This window comes from Kribbella sp. NPDC050459 (genome assembly GCF_040655315.1).
Taxonomy (GTDB): Bacteria; Actinomycetota; Actinomycetes; order Propionibacteriales; family Kribbellaceae; genus Kribbella.
Genome location: NZ_JBFAJQ010000011.1, coordinates 183,836 through 209,647, shown reverse-complemented (window position 1 = coordinate 209,647; position 25,812 = coordinate 183,836). Strand labels below are relative to the sequence as shown.

The 25,812-nt window shown below is 69.5% G+C and carries 30 protein-coding genes; 12 read left to right on the top strand and 18 right to left on the bottom strand.

Features of this window, described 5'->3' with window-relative positions:
* Window positions 1–23: 23 nt before the first annotated feature.
* The gene (locus AB0I12_RS30765; RefSeq protein WP_359936055.1) at window positions 24–1,289 is read left to right on the top strand and encodes an FAD-binding oxidoreductase; all 1,266 of its coding nucleotides are present in this window, start codon (window positions 24–26) and stop codon (window positions 1,287–1,289) included.
* Here the strand turns inward: AB0I12_RS30765 and AB0I12_RS30760 are convergent.
* The 5 genes from AB0I12_RS30760 to AB0I12_RS30740 form a co-directional block, all read right to left on the bottom strand.
* Complete coding sequence (locus tag AB0I12_RS30760; protein ID WP_359936053.1) at window positions 1,237–1,773, bottom strand: GrpB family protein; 537 nt, start codon at window positions 1,771–1,773, stop codon at window positions 1,237–1,239. The genes AB0I12_RS30765 and AB0I12_RS30760 overlap by 53 nt on opposite strands.
* The gene (locus AB0I12_RS30755) at window positions 1,770–2,165 is read right to left on the bottom strand and encodes a RidA family protein (protein ID WP_355693901.1); all 396 of its coding nucleotides are present in this window, start codon (window positions 2,163–2,165) and stop codon (window positions 1,770–1,772) included. Before AB0I12_RS30755 ends, AB0I12_RS30760 begins: the two co-directional genes overlap by 4 nt.
* Window positions 2,166–2,186: 21 nt before the next feature.
* Window positions 2,187–2,621, bottom strand: coding sequence for a protein-tyrosine phosphatase family protein (locus AB0I12_RS30750; protein ID WP_359936050.1), 435 nt, complete (start codon window positions 2,619–2,621; stop codon window positions 2,187–2,189).
* A 4-nt stretch (window positions 2,622–2,625) separates the two neighbouring features.
* Complete coding sequence (gene ugpC / locus AB0I12_RS30745; RefSeq protein WP_359936048.1) at window positions 2,626–3,699, bottom strand: sn-glycerol-3-phosphate ABC transporter ATP-binding protein UgpC; 1,074 nt, start codon at window positions 3,697–3,699, stop codon at window positions 2,626–2,628.
* Between the two features lie 151 nt (window positions 3,700–3,850).
* The gene (locus tag AB0I12_RS30740; RefSeq protein WP_359936046.1) at window positions 3,851–4,753 is read right to left on the bottom strand and encodes a LysR family transcriptional regulator; all 903 of its coding nucleotides are present in this window, start codon (window positions 4,751–4,753) and stop codon (window positions 3,851–3,853) included.
* A gap of 92 nt (window positions 4,754–4,845) precedes the next feature.
* Between AB0I12_RS30740 and AB0I12_RS30735 the strand changes: the two genes are divergently transcribed.
* Together AB0I12_RS30735 and AB0I12_RS30730 are read left to right on the top strand one after the other, a co-directional pair.
* Window positions 4,846–6,060: an MFS transporter gene (locus AB0I12_RS30735; protein ID WP_359936044.1), complete on the top strand. Its 1,215-nt coding sequence runs from the start codon at window positions 4,846–4,848 to the stop codon at window positions 6,058–6,060.
* Window positions 6,061–6,072: 12 nt separating this feature from the next.
* Entirely contained in the window at window positions 6,073–6,897 is an 825-nt protein-coding gene (locus AB0I12_RS30730) for a phosphotransferase (RefSeq protein WP_359936042.1), read from the top strand.
* A 135-nt stretch (window positions 6,898–7,032) separates the two neighbouring features.
* Here AB0I12_RS30730 and AB0I12_RS30725 read toward each other — a convergent pair whose 3' ends face one another.
* On the bottom strand, window positions 7,033–7,485 hold the full coding sequence (locus AB0I12_RS30725) for a helix-turn-helix domain-containing protein (RefSeq protein WP_359936040.1): 453 nt from the start codon (window positions 7,483–7,485) through the stop codon (window positions 7,033–7,035).
* An 85-nt stretch (window positions 7,486–7,570) separates the two neighbouring features.
* Between AB0I12_RS30725 and AB0I12_RS30720 the strand changes: the two genes are divergently transcribed.
* The 3 genes from AB0I12_RS30720 (at window position 7,571) to AB0I12_RS30710 (ending at window position 9,427) form a co-directional block, all read left to right on the top strand.
* The gene (locus AB0I12_RS30720) at window positions 7,571–8,161 is read left to right on the top strand and encodes a dihydrofolate reductase family protein (RefSeq protein WP_359936038.1); all 591 of its coding nucleotides are present in this window, start codon (window positions 7,571–7,573) and stop codon (window positions 8,159–8,161) included.
* A 12-nt stretch (window positions 8,162–8,173) separates the two neighbouring features.
* Window positions 8,174–8,557: a TIGR03618 family F420-dependent PPOX class oxidoreductase gene (locus tag AB0I12_RS30715; protein ID WP_359936036.1), complete on the top strand. Its 384-nt coding sequence runs from the start codon at window positions 8,174–8,176 to the stop codon at window positions 8,555–8,557.
* Window positions 8,558–8,737: 180 nt separating this feature from the next.
* A complete protein-coding gene (locus tag AB0I12_RS30710; RefSeq protein WP_359936034.1) occupies window positions 8,738–9,427 on the top strand; it encodes an alpha/beta fold hydrolase in 690 nt (229 codons plus the stop codon).
* Between the two features lie 2 nt (window positions 9,428–9,429).
* On the opposite strand, the gene AB0I12_RS30705 is transcribed toward AB0I12_RS30710, so the two are convergent.
* On the bottom strand, window positions 9,430–10,167 hold the full coding sequence (locus AB0I12_RS30705; protein WP_359936032.1) for an SDR family oxidoreductase: 738 nt from the start codon (window positions 10,165–10,167) through the stop codon (window positions 9,430–9,432).
* A gap of 102 nt (window positions 10,168–10,269) precedes the next feature.
* Window positions 10,270–11,085, bottom strand: a complete 816-nt coding sequence (locus AB0I12_RS30700; RefSeq protein ID WP_359936030.1) for a hypothetical protein — start codon at window positions 11,083–11,085, stop codon at window positions 10,270–10,272.
* Window positions 11,086–11,167: 82 nt separating this feature from the next.
* On the opposite strand from AB0I12_RS30700, the gene AB0I12_RS30695 reads away from it, so the two are divergent.
* On the top strand, window positions 11,168–12,070 hold the full coding sequence (locus AB0I12_RS30695; RefSeq protein WP_359936028.1) for an AraC family transcriptional regulator: 903 nt from the start codon (window positions 11,168–11,170) through the stop codon (window positions 12,068–12,070).
* A gap of 18 nt (window positions 12,071–12,088) precedes the next feature.
* Here AB0I12_RS30695 and AB0I12_RS30690 read toward each other — a convergent pair whose 3' ends face one another.
* Together AB0I12_RS30690 and AB0I12_RS30685 are read right to left on the bottom strand one after the other, a co-directional pair.
* Window positions 12,089–12,613 carry a putative immunity protein gene (locus AB0I12_RS30690; RefSeq protein WP_359936026.1) on the bottom strand — a complete coding sequence of 175 codons (525 nt, stop codon included), beginning with the start codon at window positions 12,611–12,613 and terminating at the stop codon, window positions 12,089–12,091.
* Between the two features lie 39 nt (window positions 12,614–12,652).
* Window positions 12,653–13,585, bottom strand: a complete 933-nt coding sequence (locus AB0I12_RS30685; RefSeq protein ID WP_359936025.1) for an AraC family transcriptional regulator — start codon at window positions 13,583–13,585, stop codon at window positions 12,653–12,655.
* A gap of 91 nt (window positions 13,586–13,676) precedes the next feature.
* Here AB0I12_RS30685 and AB0I12_RS30680 point away from each other — a divergent pair, with 91 nt between their 5' ends.
* Window positions 13,677–14,510 (top strand): NAD(P)H-binding protein, encoded by an 834-nt coding sequence (locus tag AB0I12_RS30680; protein ID WP_359936023.1) that lies wholly within the window; start codon window positions 13,677–13,679, stop codon window positions 14,508–14,510.
* Between the two features lie 131 nt (window positions 14,511–14,641).
* Here AB0I12_RS30680 and AB0I12_RS30675 read toward each other — a convergent pair whose 3' ends face one another.
* The 3 genes from AB0I12_RS30675 to AB0I12_RS30665 form a co-directional block, all read right to left on the bottom strand.
* Window positions 14,642–15,799, bottom strand: coding sequence for a hypothetical protein (locus AB0I12_RS30675; protein ID WP_359936021.1), 1,158 nt, complete (start codon window positions 15,797–15,799; stop codon window positions 14,642–14,644).
* Window positions 15,800–15,893: 94 nt separating this feature from the next.
* Window positions 15,894–16,703 (bottom strand): ABC transporter permease, encoded by an 810-nt coding sequence (locus AB0I12_RS30670; protein ID WP_359936019.1) that lies wholly within the window; start codon window positions 16,701–16,703, stop codon window positions 15,894–15,896.
* Window positions 16,703–17,671 (bottom strand): ATP-binding cassette domain-containing protein, encoded by a 969-nt coding sequence (locus AB0I12_RS30665; RefSeq protein WP_359936017.1) that lies wholly within the window; start codon window positions 17,669–17,671, stop codon window positions 16,703–16,705. Before AB0I12_RS30665 ends, AB0I12_RS30670 begins: the two co-directional genes overlap by 1 nt.
* An 87-nt stretch (window positions 17,672–17,758) precedes the next feature.
* On the opposite strand from AB0I12_RS30665, the gene AB0I12_RS30660 reads away from it, so the two are divergent.
* Window positions 17,759–18,724, top strand: a complete 966-nt coding sequence (locus tag AB0I12_RS30660; RefSeq protein WP_359936015.1) for a YafY family protein — start codon at window positions 17,759–17,761, stop codon at window positions 18,722–18,724.
* A complete protein-coding gene (locus AB0I12_RS30655) occupies window positions 18,721–19,305 on the top strand; it encodes a YdeI/OmpD-associated family protein (protein ID WP_359936013.1) in 585 nt (194 codons plus the stop codon). The genes AB0I12_RS30660 and AB0I12_RS30655 overlap by 4 nt, the downstream gene beginning before the upstream one ends.
* A gap of 105 nt (window positions 19,306–19,410) precedes the next feature.
* Here AB0I12_RS30655 and AB0I12_RS30650 read toward each other — a convergent pair whose 3' ends face one another.
* The 5 genes from AB0I12_RS30650 to AB0I12_RS30630 form a co-directional block, all read right to left on the bottom strand.
* Entirely contained in the window at window positions 19,411–19,752 is a 342-nt protein-coding gene (locus tag AB0I12_RS30650; RefSeq protein WP_359936011.1) for a hypothetical protein, read from the bottom strand.
* 68 nt (window positions 19,753–19,820) lie between these two features.
* Window positions 19,821–20,630 (bottom strand): phytanoyl-CoA dioxygenase family protein, encoded by an 810-nt coding sequence (locus AB0I12_RS30645; RefSeq protein WP_359936009.1) that lies wholly within the window; start codon window positions 20,628–20,630, stop codon window positions 19,821–19,823.
* A 355-nt stretch (window positions 20,631–20,985) separates the two neighbouring features.
* Window positions 20,986–21,888: a UbiA prenyltransferase family protein gene (locus tag AB0I12_RS30640; protein ID WP_359936007.1), complete on the bottom strand. Its 903-nt coding sequence runs from the start codon at window positions 21,886–21,888 to the stop codon at window positions 20,986–20,988.
* Between the two features lie 57 nt (window positions 21,889–21,945).
* The gene (locus AB0I12_RS30635) at window positions 21,946–22,782 is read right to left on the bottom strand and encodes a virginiamycin B lyase (protein WP_359936005.1); all 837 of its coding nucleotides are present in this window, start codon (window positions 22,780–22,782) and stop codon (window positions 21,946–21,948) included.
* Window positions 22,769–24,346 carry an ABC-F family ATP-binding cassette domain-containing protein gene (locus AB0I12_RS30630; RefSeq protein WP_359936003.1) on the bottom strand — a complete coding sequence of 526 codons (1,578 nt, stop codon included), beginning with the start codon at window positions 24,344–24,346 and terminating at the stop codon, window positions 22,769–22,771. Before AB0I12_RS30630 ends, AB0I12_RS30635 begins: the two co-directional genes overlap by 14 nt.
* Window positions 24,347–24,447: 101 nt before the next feature.
* On the opposite strand from AB0I12_RS30630, the gene AB0I12_RS30625 reads away from it, so the two are divergent.
* Window positions 24,448–25,026 carry a TetR/AcrR family transcriptional regulator gene (locus AB0I12_RS30625; protein WP_359936001.1) on the top strand — a complete coding sequence of 193 codons (579 nt, stop codon included), beginning with the start codon at window positions 24,448–24,450 and terminating at the stop codon, window positions 25,024–25,026.
* A gap of 63 nt (window positions 25,027–25,089) precedes the next feature.
* The gene (locus tag AB0I12_RS30620) at window positions 25,090–25,803 is read left to right on the top strand and encodes a VOC family protein (RefSeq protein WP_359935999.1); all 714 of its coding nucleotides are present in this window, start codon (window positions 25,090–25,092) and stop codon (window positions 25,801–25,803) included.
* The last annotated feature ends 9 nt before the right edge of the window (window positions 25,804–25,812 follow it).

Genomic DNA, 25,812 nt, shown 5'->3' with positions numbered 1-25,812 from the left:
CAAGGCCTTCTAGCGTGATCTGCATGGTGGTGACGACGACAAGCAAGGGGTACGACGAGGCGCGGCTCGGGTTCCAGCGGCGGGACCCGCATCGACCGGCCGTGGTGTTCACGGTGACAAGCGCGGCCGAGGTCGAGGAAGCGGTGCGGTACGCGATCGACCACGACCTGCGGATCGCCGTGCAGGCCTCCGGGCATGGTCTGACCCGGGGGATCGACGGCGGCGTCCTGATCGCGACCCGTGGGTTCAACGGCATCACGGTCGACGCGCAGGCCAGGACCGCGTGGATCGAGGCGGGCGCGACCTGGCGGGATGTGCTCGACGCGACCGCGCCGTACGGTCTCGCGCCGCTCTCGGGCAGCGCGCCGGGCGTCGGCGCGATCTCGTACACGCTCGGCGGCGGGCTCGGGCTGATGGCCCGCCGCTTCGGGTACGCCGCGGATCATGTCCGGCGGATCGAGGTGGTGACCGCGGACGGCGTACGCCGCAACGCCGAGGAGGATCCCGACCTGTTCTGGGCGTTGCGCGGCGGTGGCGGGAACTTCGGGATCGTGACCGGGATCGAGATCGACCTCTTCGATGTGCCGACCCTGTACGGCGGCAGCCTGTACTTCGACCTCGCCGAGCACCCGACCGTGCCGCAGGTGTGGCGGGCGTGGACCCGCACCGTCCCGGAGGAGGTGACGTCGGCGATCGCGATCCTGCCAATGCCGGACATCCCGCAGGTGCCGGCACCGTTGCGCGGCAAGTACGTCGGGCAGGTGCAGCTCGCGATCCTCGGCGATCACGGCGAAAAACTGATCGAACCGTTGCGCGCCGTCGGCGAACCGCTGCTGGACACCGTGGGGGAGCTGCCGTACGTCGACTCCGGGCGGATCTTCGCCGAGCCGGAGCGCCCCGACAGCTACAGCTCCAGCAACGTGCTGCTCAAGGACCTCGATGCGCTCGACACTTTGCCCGGGCTCGCCGGGCCGGGCGCGTCACGGATGTACGTGATCGGCATCCGGCACCTCGGCGGCGCCCTGGCTCGCCAACCGGAAATCCCGAACGCGGTCGGTCATCGCGACGCGGCGTACTCGCTGACCGTGCTCACGCCAGGCACAGGTGACGCCGGCCGGGAGGTCCTCGAACCCTGGCGTGCCTCGACGATCGGCCGAGCCCTCAACTTCACGTTCGAGAACCTGACAGTCGAGGAGGTCGCCGAGGCGTACGACGACTACAGCCGGCTCGCCAAGATCAGGCGCCGCTACGACCCGAGCCGGCGCCTGCACCCGAACCACCCGCTCTAGCAATCAGCTCCTCGACCAGCGCGCCCTTGCCGGAGACGTACGCGGTGCGGTCGGTCGTGAGCAGGTGCGCCAGCTCGCGCTTGCGTGCGGCGTACCGCTCCCGATCCGCCGCGTTCGCCCGCAGGTGGTCGCGGAGCAGCACGTGGTCCTGGTATGCCTCGTTGCCTTCAACAACGACGTACAAGTGGTGGTAGTGCACAGCGTCCGGCGGCAGCGCGAAGGCCTCTCGGCCGGAGATGCCCAGATCGCCCTCGTGCCGGTAGCCGGCGGCCTCCAGCCGGGCGATCGCCGTCGGCACCAGCTCGGCGGACGGGACGACGACGTCGACGTCGATGATCGGCTTCGCGGCCAGCCCGGGTACGGCGGTGCTGCCGACGTGCTCGACCACGAAGCCGTCGACATACGGCGCGAGCTGCGCGCGGATCTCGTCGAACCAGAGCGGCCAGCGGGGATCGTAGTCGACGACCTCGGCGGGAACGATCACAGCGCCGCGGTCACGTCGATCTCGACGAGCTGTCCTGGGAAGCCGAGCTGGGCGACGCCCAGCAGGGTGCTTGCCGTCGTGAAGGCCGGCGCCAGCGGTGACGCGTTGAGTTGGGTCCAGACCGCGCTCAGCTGTTCGCGCTCCGGGCTGGCGACGTAGATCACCGTGCGGACGACGTCCTCGGGCGTGGCGCCCGCGGACTTCAGGGCGGTGAGGATGTTCGTGATCACCTGCGCGGTCTGCCCCTCGAGCCCGCCCGCGGCCAGTTCGCCGGACGGCTGCAAGGGACACTGCCCGGCCAGGTAGACCAGAGTGTCCGCCTGGACGCGCGTCACGTGGTGGTATCCCGGCGTGGCGTGGAGTCCGTCCGGGTTGCTCCGCTCGATCGTCACGCCTCGACCCAACGCGATGGGTCAGCTCCGGGTCAACAGATTTAGCACGTACCGGCGCTGCCACGGCGTTTCCACCGCGTGCTTGTCGAAACGCTCCCGTACGTAGCCGACGGCCTGGTCCGCGGGCACACCGTCGAGGACGGCGAGACACGCCAGCGCCGTTCCGGTCCGGCCGCGCCCGCCGCCGCACGCGAACTCGACCCGGCCGGTCCCGGACCGCTCCAGCGCCTCGCGGAAGATCGTCAGCGCCTCGGCGCGGTCAACGGGCAGCCGGAAGTCCGGCCACTTGATCCACCGCGTCTCCCACGGCACGTCCGGCGGTTCCTTGCCGAGCAGGTACACGCCGTACGTCGGAAATGGCTCTGCCGCCGGGCCGTGCCGCAGACCGCGTCCGCGGACGAGCCGACCCGACGGCAGCTCCATCACACCTGGTGTGTCCTTCTCCCAATGACCCACAGGGTCAAACTACAAGGCGGTCCTCCGTGGAGGTCGAGAACAGGTGCAGCTTCTCGGGGTCCGGCGCCAGGTGGACGACGGTGCCCTTGTCGTTGTGCAGGCGGGTGCCGATCCGGGCGATGATCTGGTCGCTGGTGTGCTCGGCGGTCCCGTACAGGTACGCGTCCGAGCCGAGCTCCTCGATCACCGAGACCTTCACCGGCAGGCCGTCGTCGGCGAGGTGGAACGCCTCCGGCCGGATGCCGAGGGTCAGCGTCTTGTCGTCGCCGGCCTTGGCCAGTACGTCACGGGCGATCGGTACGACGTAGTCGCCGATCTTGGCGCCGCCGTCGGTGATCTCGGCGGTGATCAGGTTCATCGCCGGCGAGCCGATGAAGCCTGCCACGAACTTGTTCCGCGGCCGGTCGTAGAGGTTCAGGGGCGTGTCCACCTGCTGCAGTACGCCGTCCTTCAGGACCGCGACACGGTCGCCCATGGTCATGGCCTCGATCTGGTCGTGCGTGACGTAGACGGTGGTGACACCGAGCCGGTGCTGCAGCTCGGCGATCTGCGTGCGGGTCTGGACACGCAGCTTGGCGTCCAGGTTCGACAGCGGCTCGTCCATCAGGAAGACCTGCGGGTCACGGACGATCGCGCGACCCATGGCGACACGCTGCCGCTGACCACCGGACAGGGCCTTCGGCTTGCGGTCGAGGTACTCCTCCAGACCGAGCAGCTTGGCGGCCTCCTGCACGCGCCGGGCCCGCTCGTCCTTGTGGATGCCCTGCATCTTCAGGGCGAAGCCCATGTTGTCGGCCACCGACATGTGCGGGTACAGCGCATAGTTCTGGAACACCATCGCGATGTCGCGTTCCTTCGGCGGGGCGTTGGTGACGTCCCGGTCGCCGATGAAGATCGCTCCCTCGTTCACCTCTTCGAGCCCGGCCAGCATCCGCAGCGCCGTCGACTTCCCGGACCCGGACGGCCCGACGAGCACCATGAATTCGCCGTCGGAGATGTCCAGGTCGAGCTTGTCGACCGCTGCGATGTCGGTGCCCGGGTAGACCCGGGTAGCTCCCTTGAACGAGACAGTTGCCATGTCGCGCTTCCTCTCCTTCGCCGGCAGGAACGTGCCGGACGATCCGTAGCAAAGGCCCCCAGGTCTTGGGTGTCTGCTTGGTGATACATCACCAAGTACTGGTCACAACGGACGACGACGTTCTTACATTCCCGAGTGATGTAAATCGCGCCTAGAAGTACGGGCCCTCAGGCCGGGTCGAGTCGCCGATCAGCTCGAGCAGGGCAGTCACCGCTCGGCTCGGCCGCCGTCCGGCCGGCGTGACCACGGACAGCGTCCAGGTCAGCGCGGTGCCCTCGATCGGGAGTTTGGCGACGCCGTGCGCGGCGGGCAGCTCCAGGTCGGGCACGACGCCGACGCCGAGCCCGACCCGGACGTAGTCGGGGATCGTGGTCAGCTCCGGCACCTCGACCTGGATCCGGCGCGGCATCCCGATCGCGTCGAAGGCCCGGTCCACCATCTTCCGGTTCCCGAACCCGGCCGGCATGTCGACGAACCGCTCCTGGGCCAGCTCCGGCAGCCGTACGCCGGTGCGTCCGGCGAGCGGATGCGCCGACGGCACCAGCGCCACGAACGGCACCGTCGCGATGTCCCGGACGTCGAGGCCGCTGAGCTCGGGCTTCGGGAGGCCGAGCAGGGCGACGTCCAGCCGGCCGTGCCGTACGTCGTCCGCGAGGCCGGTCGACCCGCTCGGCGACGTCGCCACCTGCACCTCGACGAGCGGGTACTTGCGGTGGAACGCGCCGAGCAGTTCGGCCATGTTCACCAGGCTCAAGCGGGCCAGCGTCCCGATCCGGATACTGCCGCGGAGCCCCGACGACGCCTCCTCGACAGCGGCCCGCGCCCGGTCCAGCGCCTCCAGCGCGGCCTTCGCCTCGGGCAGCAACGCCTGACCCGCGGTCGACAGCACCACCCGCCGGGTCGAGCGGTCGAACAAGGTCGTCTTCAGGTCCGTCTCGAGCGCCCGGACCGCGGCCGAGACCGTGGACTGCACGGTGAACAACCGCTGCGCGGCGCGGGTGAAGCTCAGCTCCTCGGCGACGGCGACGAAGTACTCCAGTTGGCGACTGTCCACAGCATCGAATTATCGGATCTGACGATAAGAGCATGCAAGAACATTCGTTGGACTCGATAGATGCCGCGGAGCAGGCTGGAACCATGTCCACCATGACGTCTTCGCGGACCGGCGTACGGATCCGGTTCGCCCACGCACCAGGGTTCTGGGTGATCGCGGCGGCCTTCCTCACCACGATGGCCTTCTCGACGATCCCGACGCCGCTCTACGCGATCTACCAGCAGCGCGACGGCTTCCCGACGTACGTGATCACGGTGATCTTCGCCAGCTACGCGGTCGGCGTGATGGCGTCGCTGTATCTGGCCGGGCATGTGAGCGACTGGCTCGGGCGGCGGCGGGTGGCCCTGCTCGCCGTTCTCGCGGAGGCGTTGGCGGCGGCGATCTTCCTGATCTGGCCGGAGGTCCCCGGTCTGCTGGTGGCGCGGTTCGTCTGCGGCGTCGGGGTCGGCGTACTGACGGCGACCGCGACCGCGCACCTGTCCGAGCTGCGGCAGGTCGCGCGTCCCGGTGAGGACCCGAGCCGGTCCGCGCTGATCTCGAGCATGGTGAACCTCGGCGGGCTGGCGTTCGGACCGCTCATCGGTGGTCTGCTGGCGCAGTACGTGTCGTCGCCGTTGCAGCGTCCGTACGAGATCTTCCTGGTGCTGCTGCTGATCAGCGCCGTGGGGATCGCGCTGGTGCCGGAGACGGTCGAGCGCCTGGAGGAGCGTCCGGCGTACCGGCCGCAACGGGTGGCGCTGCCCTCGTCGGCGCGTCCGCTCTTCTTCGCGTCCGCGATCGGAGCCTTCGCGGCGTTCGCGATCTTCGGCCTCTTCACGTCGCTCGCGCCGACCTTCCTGGCCGGCGTCCTGCACCACACGTCGCGGCTGCTGGCCGGCGTGGTGACCTTCGCCGTGTTCATCGCGGGAGCCGCGAGCCAGGTCGTCTTCGTCCGCCTCGCTCGCCCGGCCCAGCTCCGCCTCGGGCTGGTCGCGATGTCGGCCGGTCTGGTCGGCGTGGCGGTCGGCGGGCTCATCCCGAACCTCTACCTGTTCGTCATCGGCGGTGTCGTCGCCGGTGCCGGTGTCGGGCTGGTCTTCCGCGGCGCGGTCGCGACCGCAGCCTCACTCGCCGACCCGTCGTCCCGCGGCGAGGTGCTGGCCGCGCTCTTCCTGATCGCGTACGCCGGACTGGCGATCCCCGTCCTCGCGATCGGCCTGGGCATCGCCCTGCTCCCGGCCGAGGTCGCCCTGCTGCTCTTCTCGGCGCTGATCCTGATCCTGGTGAACGCCGCCGTATTACGGATGCTGGCCGCCCAGCAAAGGTGATCTGATGCGTGGGTGGATCTCGAACGCGACTACGGGCTGACCGTCACCGAGCTGGTGCCTCATGCCGGCGGATTCGCCACCGACGGGTGGGTGGCGGACCGCCGGTGGTTCGTGAAGGCGTGGAAGCCGGGTGAGCCCGCCGTCGGGTTGGAGAGGCTCGAGCAGTTGCGGGCTCTCGGGCTTCCTGTGGTCGAGCCGTTGCGGACGTCGCAGGGGGAGTTGTTCGCGATGAGTGGTGACCGGGCGTACGCGGTCTTTCCGTATGTCGAAGGGCGTACGGCGGACTGGGGCGACTGGCGCGTGGCAGCGCGTGCGTTGCGGCAGGTGCACGAAGCGCCGGCGCGGGTGACGCTGCCGGCCGCGGACGTCACCGAGCCGCACATCCGCGACCTGATGGGGTACCTGCAGCACCCGTGGATCGCGGATCGCGCGGACGAGGTCGCGGCGGCGATCGCGCGGCTGGACGACGTACGGGCGCGGCTGGAGCCGGTGCGCAACGTCGTCTGCCACACGGACTTCCACGGGTTGAACGTCCTGATCGACGACCAGGGCGAGGTCGCCGCGATCCTCGACTGGGAGAACGCCGTCATCGGGCCGCGGGAGTACGACGTGTGGGTCGCGGCCGACGGGGATCACCTCGTCGAGTTCCTCGACGAGTACGGCGCGGACGATCTCGACCCCGACCACCTGGAGTTCGCGTTGCTCGCCCGCGGCCTCCGGGACCTGTCCGCCAGGGTGGTGCACGAGGTCGACCGCCCCGGCGTCGACACCTGGGGCTTCGACCGGATCGCACGCGTCGACAGCATGCTCGAGGTCTTCCGCGGATACTGCGCCTAGGCGCCGGCTCACCAGACAAGACCCAGCCGCGAGAGCAACCTCGACAGGACGTATATCTCCACTGCTTGCCGCCCTACGCTCAGCGCGGCAGCAGGTCGGGCTGGGAAAGCGGACATGTCCTGTCGAGATTGCACATCAGACCGCGGCGCCTGGCCCCGGGAGTACGTCGATGTCGTCGGCGTGCATCGGCTTGCCGCAGTGCGCGCAGACGAGGTCCACGTGGCTGATCTCGCCGCACGCGTGGTGGCGGTAGAGGACCGGCGGCCCGGCCGTGCCGGCGAGCCATTTGTCGCCCCAGGCAACCATCACCATCAGGACGTCGACCAGCTCCCGGCCCTTGCCGGTCAGCACGTACTCGTACCGCGGGCGCTGGTCGTACGGTCGGCGTTCGATCACTCCGCGGTCGACCAGGTGGTTCAGCCGCTCGGTCAGCACCTTGCGCGAGATCCCGAGATCCGCCTGGAGCTGCTCGAACCGGGAGAACCCGACCCAGATGTCGCGCAGGATCAACGGCGACCACGGTTCGCCGATCACGTCCAGCGTGCGCGCGATCGAGCACGCCATCTCACTGAAGTCTGTCCGCTGCATGACAGCAGTCTAGCGTTTGGGGTTCCCTCAAGGAACTCCAGCATGTTAGCGTTCCTTCAAGGAACCCAGAGGGAAGGTGACAACGATGAGCAAGGTGATCTGCGCTCTCGCGGTCTCGGTCGACGGCTACATCACCGGACGTGGCTCCGCCCCGGACCACGGGCTCGGCGACGCACCCATGCTGTTCGATTGGTACTTCGACGGCGACACCCCGAGCCGAGTGTTCGACGGCTTCAAACTGAGCGCGCCGAGCGCCCGAGTCTTCGACGCGCTCGCCGGCCGGGTCGGCGCGGTGGTGGCCGGCCACAAGACGTACGACGACTCGGGTCACTTCGGCGGCGGCAGCCCGCATCCGAAGGCCTCGCTGGTCGTGCTGAGCCACGGTCCGGTGGCGGAGATCAGCGAACGGCAGACCCTCGCCAACAGCATCGACGACGCGATCGCCGCGGCCCGTGAGCTGGCCGGCGGGAAGGATGTCGGCCTGATGGGCGGCGGAGCCGCGACCGCGGCGCTGCGGGCCGGGCTCGTCGACGAAATCGTCCTGCACCAGGTGCCGGTCCTGCTCGGTGGCGGCCGGCCGTTCTTCCAGGAGCTGCCCGAGCATGTGCGGCTGAAGCTGATCGAGGCAGTCCCGGCGCCCGGCGTCACCCACCTCCACTACGAGATCGCCCGCTGAAGGAGCAGAACCATGTTGAAGCCCGCCGTACGCAACGCCGTCGAGAGCACGTCCATCGCCCACCTGGCCACGGTCCTGCCGGACGGGTCGCCGCATTCCATCCCGCTGTGGGTGAGCACGCTCGGCGAGAAGATCATCTTCCTGACCGGTCCGGACTCGCAGAAGGCGCGCAACGTCCGCAACGATCCGCGCGTTGCGCTGTCGCTCGCGCCGGTCGACAACCCGTACGAGCCGGTCATCGTCCGCGGCCGCGTCGTCGAGTGGATCGACGGCGACGCCGGCTGGCAGCTCGTCGACCAGATCGCCCAGAAGTACATCGGCCAGCCGTACGGCCGCGACGTCGAGCGCGTGGTCGGCGTCATCGAGGTGGACCACCAGACGGTCGGCGTCAGCTGACCCGAGAGGGCGTCTGGGAGTCCTGCGCCTACTGCGCGGCACTCGGCGGGCACCTCGCCGCGCCGGAGCGAAGGGCACGATGCAACCACATCGAACCCTCCGCTCCGGCGCGCCGAGGCACTCCGCCGAGCACCTGCTCGCGACGGCGCAGAACTCCCAGACGCCCTCTAAGATGCGCGCATGGGTGTGACTGTGACGGTTGGTGAGCAGGACGCTTATCTCGCGCGGGTCGGCCGGGTCGGCATGGTGTTGCTGCCGATGATCACCGGGATCGGTGAGCAGGTCCGGGCGTGGGCCGACGAGCTGGCCGGGGAAGGGATCACGGCGCTGGTGTGGGATCCCTTCAAGGGGCGCAGCACCGACAACGCCACCCGGGAAGAGCTCTCCGGGATGCTGCGGGAGATGGACGACGACACCGCCCTCGGTGAGCAGAGCGCATTGCTGGACTACCTGTTCGACGAGCTCGGGTGCAGCAAGGTCGGCGTGATCGGGTGGTGCCTGGGCGGCCGTTTCGCCTTCCTGCTCGCGGCGCGCGACCAGCGGGTGGCGAATGTCGTCGCCTTCCACCCGACGGTGCCGTCCGACCGGCCGCCGCACCACACGTACGACGCGATCGCCGAGTCGGCCGGGATCACGGCGCCGGTGCTCGTGAGCTACCCGAGCGCGGACGCCGCCGTACCCAACGCGGACTTCGAGACGCTGCAGACCGTGCTGCAGGCACGGACCGCCGGCGCGACGTTCACGCAGTACTTCCCCGGCGCCGACCACGGGTTCTCAGACAAGTCCCGGCACGACAAGGACGTGAACGCCGACGCGTTCCGGCTGGCGTGGCCGCAGGCGCTCGCCTTCATGAAGTCGACAATCGCCTGAGCTCAGCCTTGGGCAGTCGGACGCACGATCAGCTCGTTGACGTCCACCGCGGCCGGCTGCTGCACGGCGAAGGCGATGGCATCCGCGATCGCGGATGCCGGGATGGCCAGTTGTGCGGCCGCCTCCCGAGCCGCACCTTGAGCCTCGGCCGAACCACCTCGGTGGGTCAACTCGCTCTGCGTGAAGCCAGGGCTGACAACGGTCACGCGGATGTCCTGGCTCTCCTGCCTCAGACCCTCGGACAAAGCTGCGACGGCGAACTTGGTCGCGCTGTACACGGCCGCCGTGGGATCCACGCGATGGCCGGACACCGACGACACGTTGACGATGTGCCCACCGCCCTGCTGCCGCATCTGCGGCAGGACCGCGGCGATTCCGTACAGGACGCCGCGGAGGTTGACGTCGATCATCTGCTCCCATTCGGCGACACGCAGGTCCGCGATGGGAGACAACGGCATCACGCCCGCGTTGTTGACCAGTACGTCGATCCGGCCGAACTCGCGCACCGCTGCAGCGGCGAACGCCTGGACGGACTGCAGGCTGGTGACGTCCAGCTCTCGATGGGCCACGGACATCCCGTCGGCGCGCAGCTCCTCGGCGAGGGCTGTCAGCCGGTCGGTGCGTCGGGCGCCGACGAGGACCGAATGCCCCAGGCTCGCCAACCGCCTGGCGGTGGCTTCGCCGATCCCGCTGCTGGCGCCGGTGACCAGAACGGTCTTCGAACTTGTCGATGTGCTCACTGCTAAGTGCTCCTTCGGAGTATGTCCCGGCGACGGCGGCCGCAGGTCGAGTTCACCGCCCTCGGGCGGTGGGGAGAAGGCCCAGGTGTTGGACACCGAGGCTCAGGTGGACAACGCGGGAGCTGCTTCTCGTTGGGCCCAGGTGGTGAAGGTGGTTGCGGGGCGGCGCAGTACGTCGGTCACGCCGGTCGAGACGTAGGAGTCGGCGCCTGAGCGGATTCCGTTGAGCATTGCCATCCGCCACTGGATGTACATCTCCGGTGTGCCCGCGGCGCGCAGGCGATCGGCATGGTCAGCGTCGCTCTCGTCCTCGAAACGGACGCTCATGCCAGTCGTCTCCGTGAGCTGCGCTGCCGCCGCCTCGAAGGTCAGTGGTTCCGGGCCGGAGAGTGCCAGGATGCGTCCGTCGTACTCGCGCTTGGTCATCACGGCGGCTGCCACGGCGGCGACGTCCGCCACGTCGACGAACGGCTCGGCTCCGGTGCCGGCCGGAGCGACGATCCGGCCGTCGGCCGGGACGAACATCGCTTCGGTGAAGTTCTGCGCGAAATGCGACGGGCGCAGGACGGTCCACGGGATCGGTCCTCGCTGGAGCGCCTGCTCCGCACGCCCGACCGCGCCGTCCGGCAGGAACTCCACGGCCCGCGCCGACAGCAGGACGACGTGCTCGGTGCCCAAGTGATGTGCAAGGTCGAGCAGTCGGGTCAGCTGGGGGCTCCAGTCGCTGGACGAACCGGGGCCAACGACGAACATGCTGGTGACACCGTCGAGAGCAGGGGGCCAGGTGGATTCGTCGTGCCAGTCGAAGACGGTGGCCGTCGAGCGGCTCACGGGGCGCGTGGGGTGGCCGGCGAGGTCGAGAAGCTGGGTCAGCCGGCGGCCGACCTTGCCGCTGCCACCAAGGATCAGATGAGTCATACCGGCACCGTAGGTCCGGTTCCGTGGACGAAAAATGTGTGATCTGCTCACATCCATTCGTTATCGTCCAAGGATGGACATCTTGAGCGACCAGCTCGCTCGAGCTCGCGCCCAGGGTGCGGTCTTCTCCATCTTGCGTCGAGTCGAGCCATGGGGTGTGCGGTTCGCGGGGCGCCGGCCACTCACTGCGCATCTGCTGCTCGAGGGGGAAGGGTGGCTCGAGCGGGAGGGGCAGCCGCCGGTGCACCTTGCTGCCCGGGATGTCGCGCTCGTCACGGCCGGTCGTTCGTACGTCGTTGGCAGCGCACCGGGGACCGCGGCGATTCCGATCGATGAAGCACGCCGGCAAGGCTCCGATCGCGGGCCCGGTGCCGCGTCGGTGCTGTTGTGTGGGGCCTACGTCCTCGACGGCAGTGTCGCGGCCTCCTTGCTGAACGGTCTCCCGGACTTGGTGCTGGTCCGGGCCACCGATCAGGATCCGTCGCACGCGGCCGCCATCGACCTGCTGGCCGCGGAGGTGCAGCGCGATGCACCGGGTCATCAGGCGCTCCTGGACCGGCTGCTGGATCTCAACCTGATCTACACGCTGAGCGCGTGGTGGGAGCAGTCCAGTGCGCAAGCACCCGGCTGGTTCCGGGCCTTGTCGCATCCGGAGGTGCGCCAGGTGCTCGAGAGCCTGCACGCGAATCCCGCGACGGATTGGACCCTCGAGACGATGGCGCAGCTCGCCGGCAGGTCCCGTGCGTCGTTCGCCGCCACCTTCCGCGAACTGGTGGGCGTCTCTCCCGGTCGCTACCTGACCGAGTTGCGGATGAGTCGCGCCGAAGACGCCCTGGCCAGAACCGGTGCGCCGCTGGCGACGATCGCGCGAAATGTTGGCTATAGCAACGAATTCGCCTTCGCCACAGCATTCCGGCGTCACAGCGGCAGCTCACCAGGGCAGTGGCGCCGTCGATTCGAGAGCCCTCAAGCGGACTCGTCGTAACGGCAACGCAGTGCTTAGCTATCGGCGAAGGCCGTCCTCCAGACGGCGGTGCAAGTCGCCGAGCCTGCCGCGGCCGGGAGTGCCGAGCGGGTAGCGCGCGAGAACGTCGCGGACCGCGGGTGGAACTCGTTCGATGGCCCATCGGAGGACGGCATCGGCCGCCGACGGATCTCCGGTCGCCAGTTCCCGCGCGTAGGCGGCGTACTGCGCGGACGCGACGATGTGCTTCACCTGCGTGGCCGCCGCGAACGGATGCAGGTACGCCGAACCGGCCGCGCCGACCGCGGCCCGGGCGGCTGCCTCCGCGGCCGGATCGTCCGTCTCGCCGGCCGCCTTCAGTGCTGCGAACGCGGCGGTCCGGATCGCCTTCGTGCGCTTCCCTCCAGCGCCGAACAGGCGAACGACCTCGATCGCGTCATGTGGTCGCCGATCGTCGGGCGCGGCGGCCTCGTAGAGCGGCAATGACTGCTCGGCGCACTCGGCGGTCCACAGGCTCAGCTGCCGCAGTTCGTCCAGGCTCAGCGGGATGTCTTCATGGCCCATGAGCCTCAATCGTATCTTTGAACCGGTCAGTTGAAGCTTTCACGCGGCCCGGCGGTGTGCGGTCGGCGTGATTCCCCGGACCCGCTTGAACGCAACGCTCAACGCGAACGCATTGGCGTACCCGACCCGGCGGGCGATCGTCTCGACGGTGTCCCGGGTCGACCGGAGCTGATCCGCGGCGAGCGTGATCCGCCAGCCGGTCAGGTAGCTCATCGGCGCCTCGCCGACGACCGCGGTGAAGCGCCGGGCCAGCGACGCCCGCGAGATCCCGACCCGGTCTGCGAGTTCGGTGACGTTCCACGGGTACGCCGGGTCCTCGTGCAGCAACCGCAACGCCGTACCCGCGACCGGATCGGTCTGCGCCTGGTACCACCCGGGCGCGTGCGAGTCCGGCCGTGCGAACCAGGCGCGCAACGTGGTGATCAGCGCGAGGTCGAGCCACCGGTCCAGGACGGTCTGCTGCCCCGGCGCGTCCCGCTGGATCTCGCTGGCGATCATCTCCATCACCGACCCCGCGACGTCGGCCGCCGGCACGACGAGGGCCGGCGGGAGTGCGGTGACGAGCCGGCGGCTGACGTCGCCCGCGACCTGATAGGTGCCGCTGGCAACCATGACCTCGCCGGACTTGCGGCCGCCGTACGTCCGCACGCCGAGCCGGGCCGAGTAGTCGATCGGTGCCCCGGGCAACGGTTCGCAGTTGCCGCCGGGGTGGATCCGCAGCTGCGGCGCGGTGGTCAGGCTGTCGCTGACGACGTACGGCTCCGGGCCGGTGACGATCGCGACGTCGCCCTGCTCCATCCGCAGCGGTTCGAGGCCGTCGCGCGCCAGCCAGCCGGAACCGCGGACCAGGGTCGCGAGCGCCAGCGGGGCCTCGTCCCGGATCTCCAGGGACCAGGGCAGATCGAGGATCGTCAGGTTGAACACCCCGTCCTGCGCGCGGGTCCCGGCCAGCAGTTCGTCGAGCACGTCCATACGAGGAGCCTACGACAGGCTGAGCGTTCCGAACATCGAATTGCGGCATGCGGCCATGGTTTGTCTCACCGGGCTCCGGTGAACTGGAGCCATGAACCCGATTCTGATCCTCAGTGGCAAAGGCAAGACCGGCCGTCGCGTCGCGGCGCAGCTCGACGCGCGGGGCATCCCGTACCGGCTGGCGTCCCGCTCGAGCGCGCAGCCGTTCGACTGGTACGACGAGAGCACCTGGGCGGGCACACTCGCCGGCGCGGACACGGCGTACCTGGCACCGCCGGTCGGGCCGACCGGACTGGCGCAGGCCGGCAAGTTCGTCCAGCAGGCCCGCGGGCTTCGGCGACTCGTCCTGCTGTCGGGCCGTGGCGTCGGCAGCCCGGGCCGCGACTTCGCCGTGTACGACGGTTCGCTCGAGCTGGAGAGTGTGGTGCGGGCGAGTGGTCTCGATTGGACCATCGTGCAACCGGCCTGGTTCGCGCAGGGCTTCAGCGAGGACTTCCTGCGCTACCACGTCCTGGCGGGCGAGATCCGGCTGTCGGCCGGTGCCGGCGGCGAGGCGTGGATCGACACCGACGACGTCGGCGACGTGATGACCACGGCGCTGCTCGACACGTCGTACGCCGGCCGCACCCTCGCGATCTCCGGCCCGCGCGTCCTCACGATGACCGAGATCGCCGCCGAACTCACGGCGGCAACCGGCCGCCCGATCTCGTACGTCGACCTCGACCCGGCAGCGCACGTCGCCGAACTGATCGAGCAAGGCCTCACCTCGGAGGATGCCGACGCGGTCCGCGACCTGTTCGCGGTCATCCGCCACCACCGCTCCGAGTACGTCTCCGATGGAGTCGAGCAGGTTCTCGGTCGCAAGCCCCGCGACTTCACCGACTGGGCCCGCGAGACCGCGAGGACCGGGGTCTGGGGCGGATGATGTGCGGACGCCCAGCACTCAACAACTGAGGCTTCGGCCGTGGTCGCACGCTCAGCCGAGCGGGCTGAGGGCAGTTGATGAGTGCTGCAGGTCCGCCTCCCCGCCCACCTGAAGGCGGGGAGGCGGACCGGTCACCGGTGCTGCATCTCGGTCCACTCGTCGTGGGTGAGCTCCTGCAGCTCCGACGCGGGGGTCTTCGCGAGCGGCGCGGATCCGCCGCCGACCGCGCCGCCGCCGAAGACGATGTTCGCCCAGTTGTTCTGCGCGATCAGGATCGACGTGGTCTTGTCGCCGTTGATGTCGGCGGCCGTCGTGGTGTCGGTGGTGTCGCCGTCGCAGTTCCAGTCGATCGGCCGGTTCGCCGCGCCGGCCGTGGTCCGGGTCGAGCCGTTCGGGCACTTCCAGCTGGTCCGGTAGGCGGCGCCCAGGCTGCCGAGGCCGACGGTCTCGTCCGGCCGGGCCTCGTTGATCGACGTCGGCTGGACGCTGGAGTAGCCCCAGTACTTGGTGCCGTCGGCCTTGAGCACACCGCCGAGCTGGAACGAGTAGTTCATCACGCTCAGGTAGTTCGGCTTGTAGTTCAGGTTGTCGGTGCCGCCGTGCTTGAGGCCGATGTTGTGGCCGAGCTCGTGGATGAACGTGCCGACGTTGATGTCGTCGGTCGCGTTCCAGTTGCACTTCGGGCCGACCGTGACGATGAACGTGTCGTTCGGGATGTTGAAGGCCTGGCCGCTGCTGCAGCCGCCGTCGTAGCTGTCACCCCAGAGCATGTAGTGGAAGACCGCCTTGCGCGCGGACGCGAAGTTGGCCGCCTTGATCGCGTTGGTCTGGGTGGCCGAGGGGTTCAGGTCGGCGTCGTACGTGACCTCGTTGCCACCGCCGAGGTTGTACGTCGCGCCGCGGGCCGAGCCGGCGTCGAGGTGGATCTTGACGCCGGTGCTGCCGTCCGGGTTGCTGACCGGGGCGGAGGCGAACACCTGGACGATCCGGTCGAGCGCGGCGGTGGTCGCGAGCCGGCCGGACATGTAGTCCATCTCGACGAACAGGTCCTTCTTCTTCGGGTTCGCGCCCATCGCGGGCAGGTTCACGTCGACGGTGCCGTCACCGTTCGCGTCGTACCCGTTCGTCTCCCAGGTGTCCGGGAGCGAGTCGCCGTCGGTGTCGGTCGCGGCCACCACCGAGCTGGCGGTGTCGGCGGCAGGGACCGGCGCAGCCGCCGCGCTCGACGTGGCGAGCGCGGCGGCGGCCAGAGATGTCAGTACGGCGAACAAGGCGGGGCGGGGCCTCATCAGATCTCCTTAGGGGGCGGTGGGTGATCTGAGCGCTACCGTAGGTGATTTCCCCCGGTGAGGACGGCTCAGCCGGGTCACTGACCCATTTGGGTCAATCCGCCGAGCGGAGCATCGTGCGGATGCCGACGGTCAGTCCGAGGCCCGCGGTGACGATCGCCGCGACCCAGCCCCAGAGCACCGCGCCGGACACTACGTCGCCCGAGAACAGCGTCCGCTCGGCGTCGACGAGGTACGACAGCGGGTTGAACTTCGACGCGACCCGCATCCAGCCGGGACCGGTCTCGAGCGGCAGCAGCATCCCGGACAGGATCATCAGCGGGAACAGGAACGTCTGCTGCACCACCCAGAACATCCAGTCCTGCTTGCGGACCGCGATCGCCAGCGCGTAGCTGAACGAACCGAGCCCGACGCCGAACACCGCGAGCAGCGCCAGCCCGACCAGCGCACCGCCGACGTGCAGGTCGAACGCGAACGGCGTCATCACCGCGATCACGATCACCGCCTGCCCGAACAACGGCACCATCTCCTTCAGCGCCCGGCCGATCAGCAACGAGGAGCGGGACAGCGGCGTGACCAGCATCCGTTCGTGGGCACCGGTCTGGAACTCGAACAGCAGGTTCGCGCCGGTGGTCGAGGTGCCGAACAGCGTGGTCATCACCAGGATCGACGGGACGAACCACTGCCAGACGCCGTCTCCGAACGTGCCGCCCATCGACCCCGACAGCAGCGGGCCGAACAACGCCAGGAACACCAGCGGCTGGATCATCCCGAACAACAGACTGAACGGATCCCGCAGCACCGGCTTGAGCTCGCGGGTCATCACGATGCGGATGTCGCGCAGCAGGTTCCGCGAGGGGTGGACCGCCGGGGCGGTGGTCACCGGGAGGGTGAGGGTGGTCATCAGGCTGCCTTTCCGTTCGAGTCCTCACGCAGGCTGCGGCCGGTGAGGTTGAGGAACACGTCGTCGAGGGTCGGGCGGTGCACCTGCGCCGCCGCGATCGGTACGCCGGCACGCTGCGCGGCCGCCACCAGCTCGGGCAGCGCCGCCGGACCGTCCGCCACCCGGACGCTCAGCTCGTCGCCGGCGGCGACCACTTCCCGGGCCCCGGGCAACTTCTCCGCGACCGGCAAGAGCTTGTTGACGTTGCTAGGGGCAACGGTCAGCGCGATCCGGTCGCCGGCCAGCTTTCCCTTCAGACCGTCGGCGGTGTCGTCGGCGATCACCTCGCCGTGGTCCACGACGACCACGCGCTCGGCCATCGAGTCGGCCTCGTCCAGGTAGTGCGTGGTGAGCACGATCGTCATCGCGTACTGCTCGCGCATCCGCAGGATGTGGTCCCACAGGTTCGCCCGGTTCTGCGGGTCGAGACCCGTCGACGGCTCGTCCAGGAACAGCAGCGACGGCGCGTGCACCAGGCCCATCGCGACATCGAGCCGCCGGCGCTGGCCGCCGGACAGTTCCGACACCTTGCGCTGGGCCAGGTCGGTCAGCTCGAGCGCTTCGAGCAGTTCGCCGGCCCGCCGCCTGGCGGTACGGCGGTCGAGCCCGTAGATCACGCCCTGCCCGACCAGTTCGTCGCCGGCGCGCTGCGCGTGGCCCGCGCCGTTGCCCTGGCCGACGTACCCGATCCGGCGCCGGACCTGGCCGGGATCCGCGGTCACGTCGTACCCGGCGACCGTCGCGGTGCCCGAGGTCGGCGTGATCAAGGTGGTGAGCATCCGCAGGGTGGTGGTCTTGCCGGCGCCGTTCGGGCCGAGGACGGCGACCAGTTCGCCGGGTTCGACGTCCAGGCTGATCCCGCGGACGGCGTGCACGGTCTCGGTCCGGCTCACCGCGAAGTCCCGGGTGAGCGCTCGGGTGCTGATCACGATCTCTCCTTCGGTCTGGGTCTCTGGCACACACATTTCCAGTGGAAGAGGACAGGTTCTGGCCGCTACTCGTGGCAATCTGAGGTCATGTCCGAGACCTCAGCCCGCTTGCTCGCGCTGCTCTCCTTGTTGCAGGCGCGCCGTGATTGGCCCGGCCAACTGCTGGCCGAGCGCCTTGAAGTCAGCCCGCGGACCGTCCGCCGGGACGTGGACCGGCTGCGCGACCTCGGGTATCCGGTCCGCGCGACCAAGGGGCCCGACGGCGGCTACCGCCTCGACGCGGGCGCGGATCTGCCGCCGTTGCTGTTCGACGACGACCAGGCGATCGCGGTCGCGGTGGCGCTGCAGACCGCGACGACCACGGTCACGGGGATCGAGGAGGGTGCGCTGCGCGCGCTGGCCACGGTCCGTCAGGTGATGCCGGCGCGACTGCGGCAGCGCGTCGACGCCCTGCAGGTCACCACGGTCGATCGCTACGCCAACCGCCGTACGACGGTCGACTCCGACCAGTTGATCGCGATCGGTACGGCGGTCCGCGCGCACGAGGTACTGCGGTTCGACTACGCGGCGCCCGGCGCCGCCACCGACGAGTGGGTGCCGCCGCGGAAGGTCGAACCGCATCACCTGGTGACGTGGGGCGGGCGGTGGTACCTCGTCGGCTGGGATCTGGATCGCAACGACTGGCGGACGTTCCGGGTGGACCGGATGACGCCGCGGACGCCGACCGGCCCGCGGTTCACGCCGCGGGAACTGCCGGCGCCGGACGTGGCGACGTACATCTCGGCCAAGTTCCACGGGCAGGACCAGAACCCGTGCCGCGGCGAGGCGATCCTGCAGGCGCCCGCGTCGCTGATCGCGCAGTATGCCGGGCGCGGGTCGATCGTCGAGGAGGTCACACCGACGAGTTGCCGGCTCGTCCTGACCGCCTGGTCGTGGACCGGGCTGGCCGCGACGTTCGGGATGTTCGAGTGCGATCTGGAGTTCGTCGGACCGCAAGAGTTGAAGGACGCGGCGACGCAGTTGGCCGCGCGCTACCAGGAGGCTGCCTCATGACCCCGGAACTGATCGTCGCGGATGCCACCGCCTGGCTGAATTGGCTTCGTGAACATCACGAAGCGTCGGACGGGATCTGGCTGGTGCTCGCGAAGAAGAACGTCACGACGCCGACGAGCCTCAGCTACGACGAGGCGCTCGAGGAAGCCTTGTGCCACGGGTGGATCGACGGGCAGCGCCGCGGTCGCGACGAGCACACGTTCATCCAGCGGTACACGCCGCGGCGCCCGCGGAGCCTGTGGTCGAAGCGGAACGTCGACCTGGTCGCGCGGATGGAGACCGAGGGCCGGATGCGCCCGGCCGGCCGCGCCCAGGTCGAGCTCGCGAAGTCCGACGGCCGCTGGGACAAGGCGTACGACGGGTCGCGGGCCCAGGAGGTGCCGCCCGACCTCGCGGCGGCGCTGGCCGCGGAGCCGAAGGCGCAGGCGATGTTCGAGATCCTGACCAGCGCGAACCGGTTCGCCGTCGTGTTCAGGTTGAACGACGCGAAACGCCCCGAAACCCGGGCCAAACGCATCGCCCTCTACGTCGAGCAACTGGCCCGAGGCGAGACGATCTACCCCCAGAAGCGAAGGCTGTGAGCAAGCTCGACAGGACGTGTCCGTGGACTCGCCGCCGTTGCAGGCGGCGAACAGCCGTCGGCCGATCGGTAGTGGGGCAGACGTCCTGTCGAGCGTGCACGTCCGCTACTGCTCGATCAGGTCCAGCGTCGCGTCCTGGCCGGCGGTGAGCGGGAAGTAGGCGAGGAACGTGACGCCTTCGTCCTCGGTGTCGAAGCGGGCGATGGTCTCGACGGCCGGCTCGTAGAACACGTCGCCGGGGCCGAGGACCTGCGGCTCGCTGTCCGCGGTCTGCTGGTAGACGGCCGAGCCGGACACGATGTTGCCGAACACGGGGCCGTTGTGGACGTGCGCGCCGAGGGCGGTGTGCGGGTCGATGGTGATCCGGCGGACCTCGACGCGCTGCACCGGGAGCTCCTCGGGCAGGTGCTGGTCGAGCACGACGACACGGCTGATCGATGAGTTCATGGCAGCATCGTACATACCAATAGGTACAGCCAGTGCGTGAGTTTCGCGCGGCGCCGGCTCGGGGCCGGTCAGTAGAGGATCGGGTTGAGCGGGGAGGTGACGGGATCGCCGGGCTGCGCTCCGGGCATCCAGTGCGCGAGATCGATCTCCTGGTTCTTGTTCGCCGGTGCGGCGATCCGCATGTCGGCGTCCATGTAGATGATCGTCATCACCCGGCGCGGGACGTCGGTGGTGTTCGGCGGTGCGTGGTGGAAGGTCCAGCCGAGGTGGTAGCTGACCTCGCCGAGCTCGTACGGCTCGGACACCTCAGGGAAGTGCTGCTCGGCCAATGCCTCCTGCAGCACCCGCTCGGACTCGTCGCTGATCGGCAGGTCCCGGCCGTGCTCGAACGTGTGGCTGCCGGCCGCGAACGACAGCGGCCCCATCTCCATCGGCGTTTCCTGCAACGGGATCCAGATCGTCACGCACCGATCGGACGCGAACGGCCAGTAGTACTGGTCCGCGTGCCACGGGGTGACGCCGCCGCCGGACTCCTTGTACAGCGCCTGGTCGTGGTACAGCCGGACGGACTGTACGCCGAGCAGTTGCGCCGCGATCCGCGCCAGCCGCGGCGAGGAAACGAACTCCAGCACCCGCTCGCTGTCCTGCCACAGGTTCGTCACCTGCAGGAACGCCTTGCCGTAGGTGTCGCGCTCCTCCAGCGGCACGTCCTGGGTGTTCAGCTCGATCACCTTGCCGGTGATCTCCGGCTCGTACTCCGCGATCGTGTCGGCGCTCAGCACGTTCTTCAGCTTCACGAAGCCGTGCTCGCGGAAGTGCGCGATATCGGACCGGCCGAGGGTGTAGTCGGTCTCGAGCTCCGGGCGGGTCAGAGTCATGCGACCTAAGGGTTCACGGACGCTCCATCGCTGTAAAGATCAGTGATCAAATCTTTGCCCTGCGTGCACGTGCACGTGCACGCAGCGCTTCGGAGGAAGCGGTCAGGGCCGTAAACCGAAGCGGTCTAGCGCCTCCAGGATCAGATCCTGGGTCCGCGAACCTCCGGCGCCGTGGCCCTCCTGCTCAACCAGGTGCAGCTCCGCGTCCGGTCAGGCCTGCGCCATCTGCCAGGCGGCGCGCCCACTCCGCCGGGAAGATCCGGCCCATGTCCCGGGTGATCCACTCGACCTCGCACCGCGAGGTGTTGGTGACGTCGAGCAGGCCGTGGTCGTAGGGCTCGATCTCCGGATATGTCTAGAGGACTCCGGTGTAGGTGAGGGCGAACGTTCCGCAGGGAAAGAGGAACAGCGAGGCGAGGACGATGATGCCCCTGAAGGACTGGCGCGGGCCAATGAGTTTGCCGTACGCCGCGACCAGCACCGGGACCATCACCACCTCGAGCAGGAGCATGCTGCGCGGGATGATCGTGCCGGTCGCGGCGAGGATGACGGACAGCGCGGCCGCGGCGATCCAGGCGCCGTACCCGAGCAGGTACGTCGTGCGCGCGCCGAAGCGGACCGCGATGGTCTGGTACCCGGCGGCGCGGTCCGCGTCGAGGTCGGCGAGCGTCGTCGGCAGGTACAGGCCGATCGCGGCGAGCGTTCCCTGGAGACCCATCAGCCAAGGGAAGTCGCTCAGATCCGGGTTGATCGCGGCCCAACCGGCCAACGGCCCGAAGGCGCCCAGCGCCAGAGCGTTCACGGCGACGTCGAAGCCGGCGCGGGTCTTGAGGCGGACCGGCGGGACGGAGTACGCGTAGCCGAGGAGGACGGCGAGCAGAACACCCAGCGCGAACACGACCCCCACGTGCAGGCTCAGTCCGACCGCGGCGACCGCCGCCGCGAAGGCCAGCCGCTTCACCGCCCGGAGCGTGATCCGCCCGTCGAGCAACGGCGACTTGGCCTTGCGCGGGTTGAGCCGATCGCTCGGCAGGTCGTACGCGTCGTTGACCGCGAGCACCGCCAGCCAGACCAGCGGACCCATCACGACCGCCCCGACGATCAGCCGCGGCCACTCGTCCACCGGCGGGATCAGCCGGTGCGTGGCGAGCAGGATCCCCGTGTAGTAAGGCACGATCGACACCACCCAGAACGCCGGGCGGCCCACCGCGATCACGTCACGAACCCGCGGTCCCCGTACCTGCACGTCCGTGCTCACGTCACCACTGTGCTCCCCGGGTGGTGCTCGCGTCCTCCCTCCACCGAGTGAACCTGCTCACCCGTTCGGTGGGATGTGAGCCACGGAACCCTTCTCCAGTGCGACCCACACCGAGCCGTCGGCGTACAGGCCGTGCGGCTCCGCGCCAGCGCCGAACGCCACCCGCTCGGTGAGGTTGCCCCCGGCATCTATGTGGACGAGCTCGGCGGCGGCCCACAGCGTGAGCCAGCACCCACCGTCCGGTGTCGCGGCGGCGGCATGCGGCTTGGAATCGGCCGGCAGCGGGAACTCCTCGATCTTTCCGTCGGCGCCGATCCGTCCCGCCTGGCTCGCGAGCAGTTCGGTGAACCAGACGCCGTCGGGTCCTGCGCTGATCCCGACCGGTCCGGCAGCGGCGGTCGGCAGGGGATAGGTGGTCACCTCGCCGGTCGTGGTCATCCGGCCGATCGCGTTCGCCTGGTTGAGCGTGAACCACAGGTCGCCCGCGGACGTCGTGATCATGCCGGGGAACGCGCCTGTCGTACCGATCGGGTACGTCGAGACGGCGCCGTCGACCGTGATCCGTCCGATCGTGTCGGTGCTCATCAACGTGCACCACAACGCGCCGTCGGGACCGACGCACAGTCCGTACGGCGCGCCCGCGAGCTCGAACGCCGAGACCGCGCCGTCGTACCCGATCCGCCCGATCCGGTCGTCGCCGTTGCGGGTGAACCAGACGGCGTCGTCGGGACCGTCCACGATCACGCTCGGGCGGGACCCGGGCGCGTCGAGGTCGAAGACCCGGCCCGAGACGGTCGCGACCCGGCCGGTGTGGACGAGGGTTGTCCACACTTCACCACCGGCCGCGACCACGCCGTACGGGGCGCCGTCGACCGTGATTTCACTGACTGACATAGGCGTTCTCCTTCAGGTCGATGACGGTTCCGCGCCAGCGGGAGACGAAGCGGCGGTCGTGGCTGACGACGACGAGCGCACCGGCGTACCGGTCGAGCGCCGCCTCCAATTCCTCCACGAGCACGAGTGACAGGTGGTTGGTCGGCTCGTCGAGCAGCAGGACGTCGTACGGCGTGGTCAGCACCCGGGCCAGCGCGAGCCGCCGGCGTTGGCCGGTCGACAGCGCGCCGACTCGGGTCTGCAGCGTGTCCTGACGGAACAGCCCGAGAGTGGCCGCGCCAGGATGCCGCGCGAGTGCGGCACGCAGGGTCTCGCCCGGTCGCGGTTCGGCTGACTCCTGTTGCAGGTAGCCGATCCGTCCGTGGCGGTCGACGTACCCGGAGTCCGGTTGGAGCACGCCCGCGAGGACGTCGAGGAACGTCGACTTGCCGGATCCGTTCGGTCCGGTGATCAGCACGCGACCACCGGCGGGTACTTCGAGCGATATCGGCCGCAGCCGGCCATCGACCGCGACGCCGACCGCATCCAGTCCGGCCGCGGCGCCGGTCGTACGGATCGAGGCCGTGAACCGCAGCGGCTTCGCCGGCACCGGCGGCGGGTCGTCCTCGAGCCGGCGCAGGCGCTCCTTCGCGCTGCGGATCTTGCTCCGCTCGGCCTCGTTGACCCGGCCGGTCGCCCGGTCGTACGCGACCTTGTTGTTGTCCTTCATCGGCCGGCCGTACGCGACCCGGTCCGCGGTGGTCCGGACGAGCACGCGCAGCTCCGCGACGTCGTCCTCCCACTGCCGGCGGGCCTGCTCCCGGCGCGCCCGCTCCGCCGCCTTCTCCTGCAGGTAGCCCTGGAAGCCGTTGCCGTAGCGCGTGATCCGGTGCGTGTCGCCGTCGACCTCGACCAGCGTCGACGCGACCCGCTCCAGGAACGCGCGGTCATGCGACACGACGACCGTCGTACCGCGCCGGGACCGCAGGTGGTCCTCCAGCCAGGTCGCGGCCGACACGTCCAGGTGGTTCGTCGGCTCGTCGAGCAGCAGGATCTCCGGCGACGACGCGAGCACGGCGGCCAAATGCAGCCGCGCGAGCTCGCCGCCGGACAGCTCGGACAGCCGGCGATCACCCGGCACCGTCGACAGCCCGAGACCGTGCGTCGCCCGGGCGAACCGCCCGTCGGCGTCGTACCCCTCGCGGATCTCGAAGACCGTCTGGAGCTCGCCGTACTCGTCCAGGACGTCGTCGCGCCCATCGGCCAGGAGGCCTTCGAGTTCGCGCATCCGCGTCTCGATCCGGCGCAGGTCGGCGAGGGCGTGATCAGCCAGCGCCCGCACGTCGAGATCGAGTGGCAACGGGTTGTCCTGGGCCAGGAAGCCGATGCTCCCCGCTGCCTGTGCCGTGCCCTCGGTTGCGGGCTCGAGACCGGCCAGGATCCGCAGCAGCGTGGACTTGCCGGAGCCGTTCTCGCCGATCAGTCCGCTGACCTGTCCCGGCGGGAAGGCGCAGGTGATCCGGTCGAGCACCAGGCGGTGGTCGTAGGACTTGGTGACGTCGTGCAGGGACAGCTGGGTAGACATGAGGATCCTCCTGACCTCTCGCGGGTTCGTGATGGCGAACGGCGGGTCAGAAGATCACTGACTGCTCCCTAATGCGACGGATGTTGCGTTAAGATCATGCCATGATCGATGACGATCGCGCAAGCAGGCCAGGAGGGCGGACCGCCCGGGTGCGGTCGGACGTGCTCGCGGCGGTGGAGTCCGAGCTGGCCGAGCACGGGTACGACGGGCTCACGATCGACGCGGTCGCGGCGCGTTCCGGCGTCCACCGCACGACCTTGTACCGGCGGTGGAAGACCGTGCCCGGCCTGCTGGTCGACCTGCTCGAAGCGGGCGCCGACGACGCGTGGGAGCCGGCCGACACAGGCTCGCTGGAAGGTGACCTGATCGAGGTCAACCGCGAAGTGCACGCCGCGCTGACCGCCCGACCGTCTGTCACCCAGGCGGTGATCGCGGCCTCGTTCCGTACGGCGGAAGCGGCCGAGGCACTCGCTCGCTTCTGGGAAGACCGCTACGCGCGCACCGCTCTGGTCGTCCGGCGCGCGGTCGAGCGCGGCGAGCTCGCCGCGGAGGTGGACGCGCATCGGCTCCTGCTCACCGCGACCGCGCCGCTGTACCACCAGCTGGTTCTGCTCCGGCAGCCGATGAGCCGCGCCGAGGCCGATCGGCACGCCCGGATCGCCGCGGCCTCGGTCCGCTAAATTGCTTTGCGGCGCCGCTCGGCTCCGACCTACCGTGGCAGCCCGCGGCCGATGGGAGATCCGATGAGCACCAACCTGTACGCACTGTCGTTCGATGCAAAGGATCCCGCCGCGCTGGCGCGGTTCTGGGGCGGCCTGCTCGGGTGGGAGGCCGACGGCAACGACCTGTTGCCGGACGCGAAGACCAGCTTCCGGTTGCGGTTCCAGCAGAGCGACCTCGAGAAGGATCGCCCGAACCAGATCCACTTCCACCTGACGAGCCAGACCCCTGAGCAACAGCAGGAGACGGTGGCGCGTGCGGTCGAGCTCGGCGGCCGGCACCTCGACGTCGGGCAGCGGCCCGAGGAGGGACATATCGTCCTCGCCGATCCCGAAGGCAACGAGTTCTGTGTGATCGAGGCGGGGAACAACTTCCTCGCGAACACCGCGTTCCTCGGCGAGCTGGCCTCGGACGGCACGCAGGCCGTCGGGTACTTCTGGAGCAAGGCGCTCGACTGGCCGCTGGTCTGGGACCAGGACGAGGAGACCGCGATCCAGGCGCCGGCCGGCGGACCCAAGATCGCCTGGGGCGGACCGCCGGTCAGCCCGAAGGCGCCGAAGAACCGGATGCACTTCGACCTCGTCGTGCCCGCCGACGGTGACGTCGACGCCGAGGTCGAGCGGCTGGTCGCCCTCGGCGCGACCCGGCTCGAGAGCGGCCAGGACGGTCCGGACGCGATCCCGATGGCCGACCCGGACGGCAACGAGTTCTGCATTCTGACCACTCCGCGAAGGTGAGGTCCACCT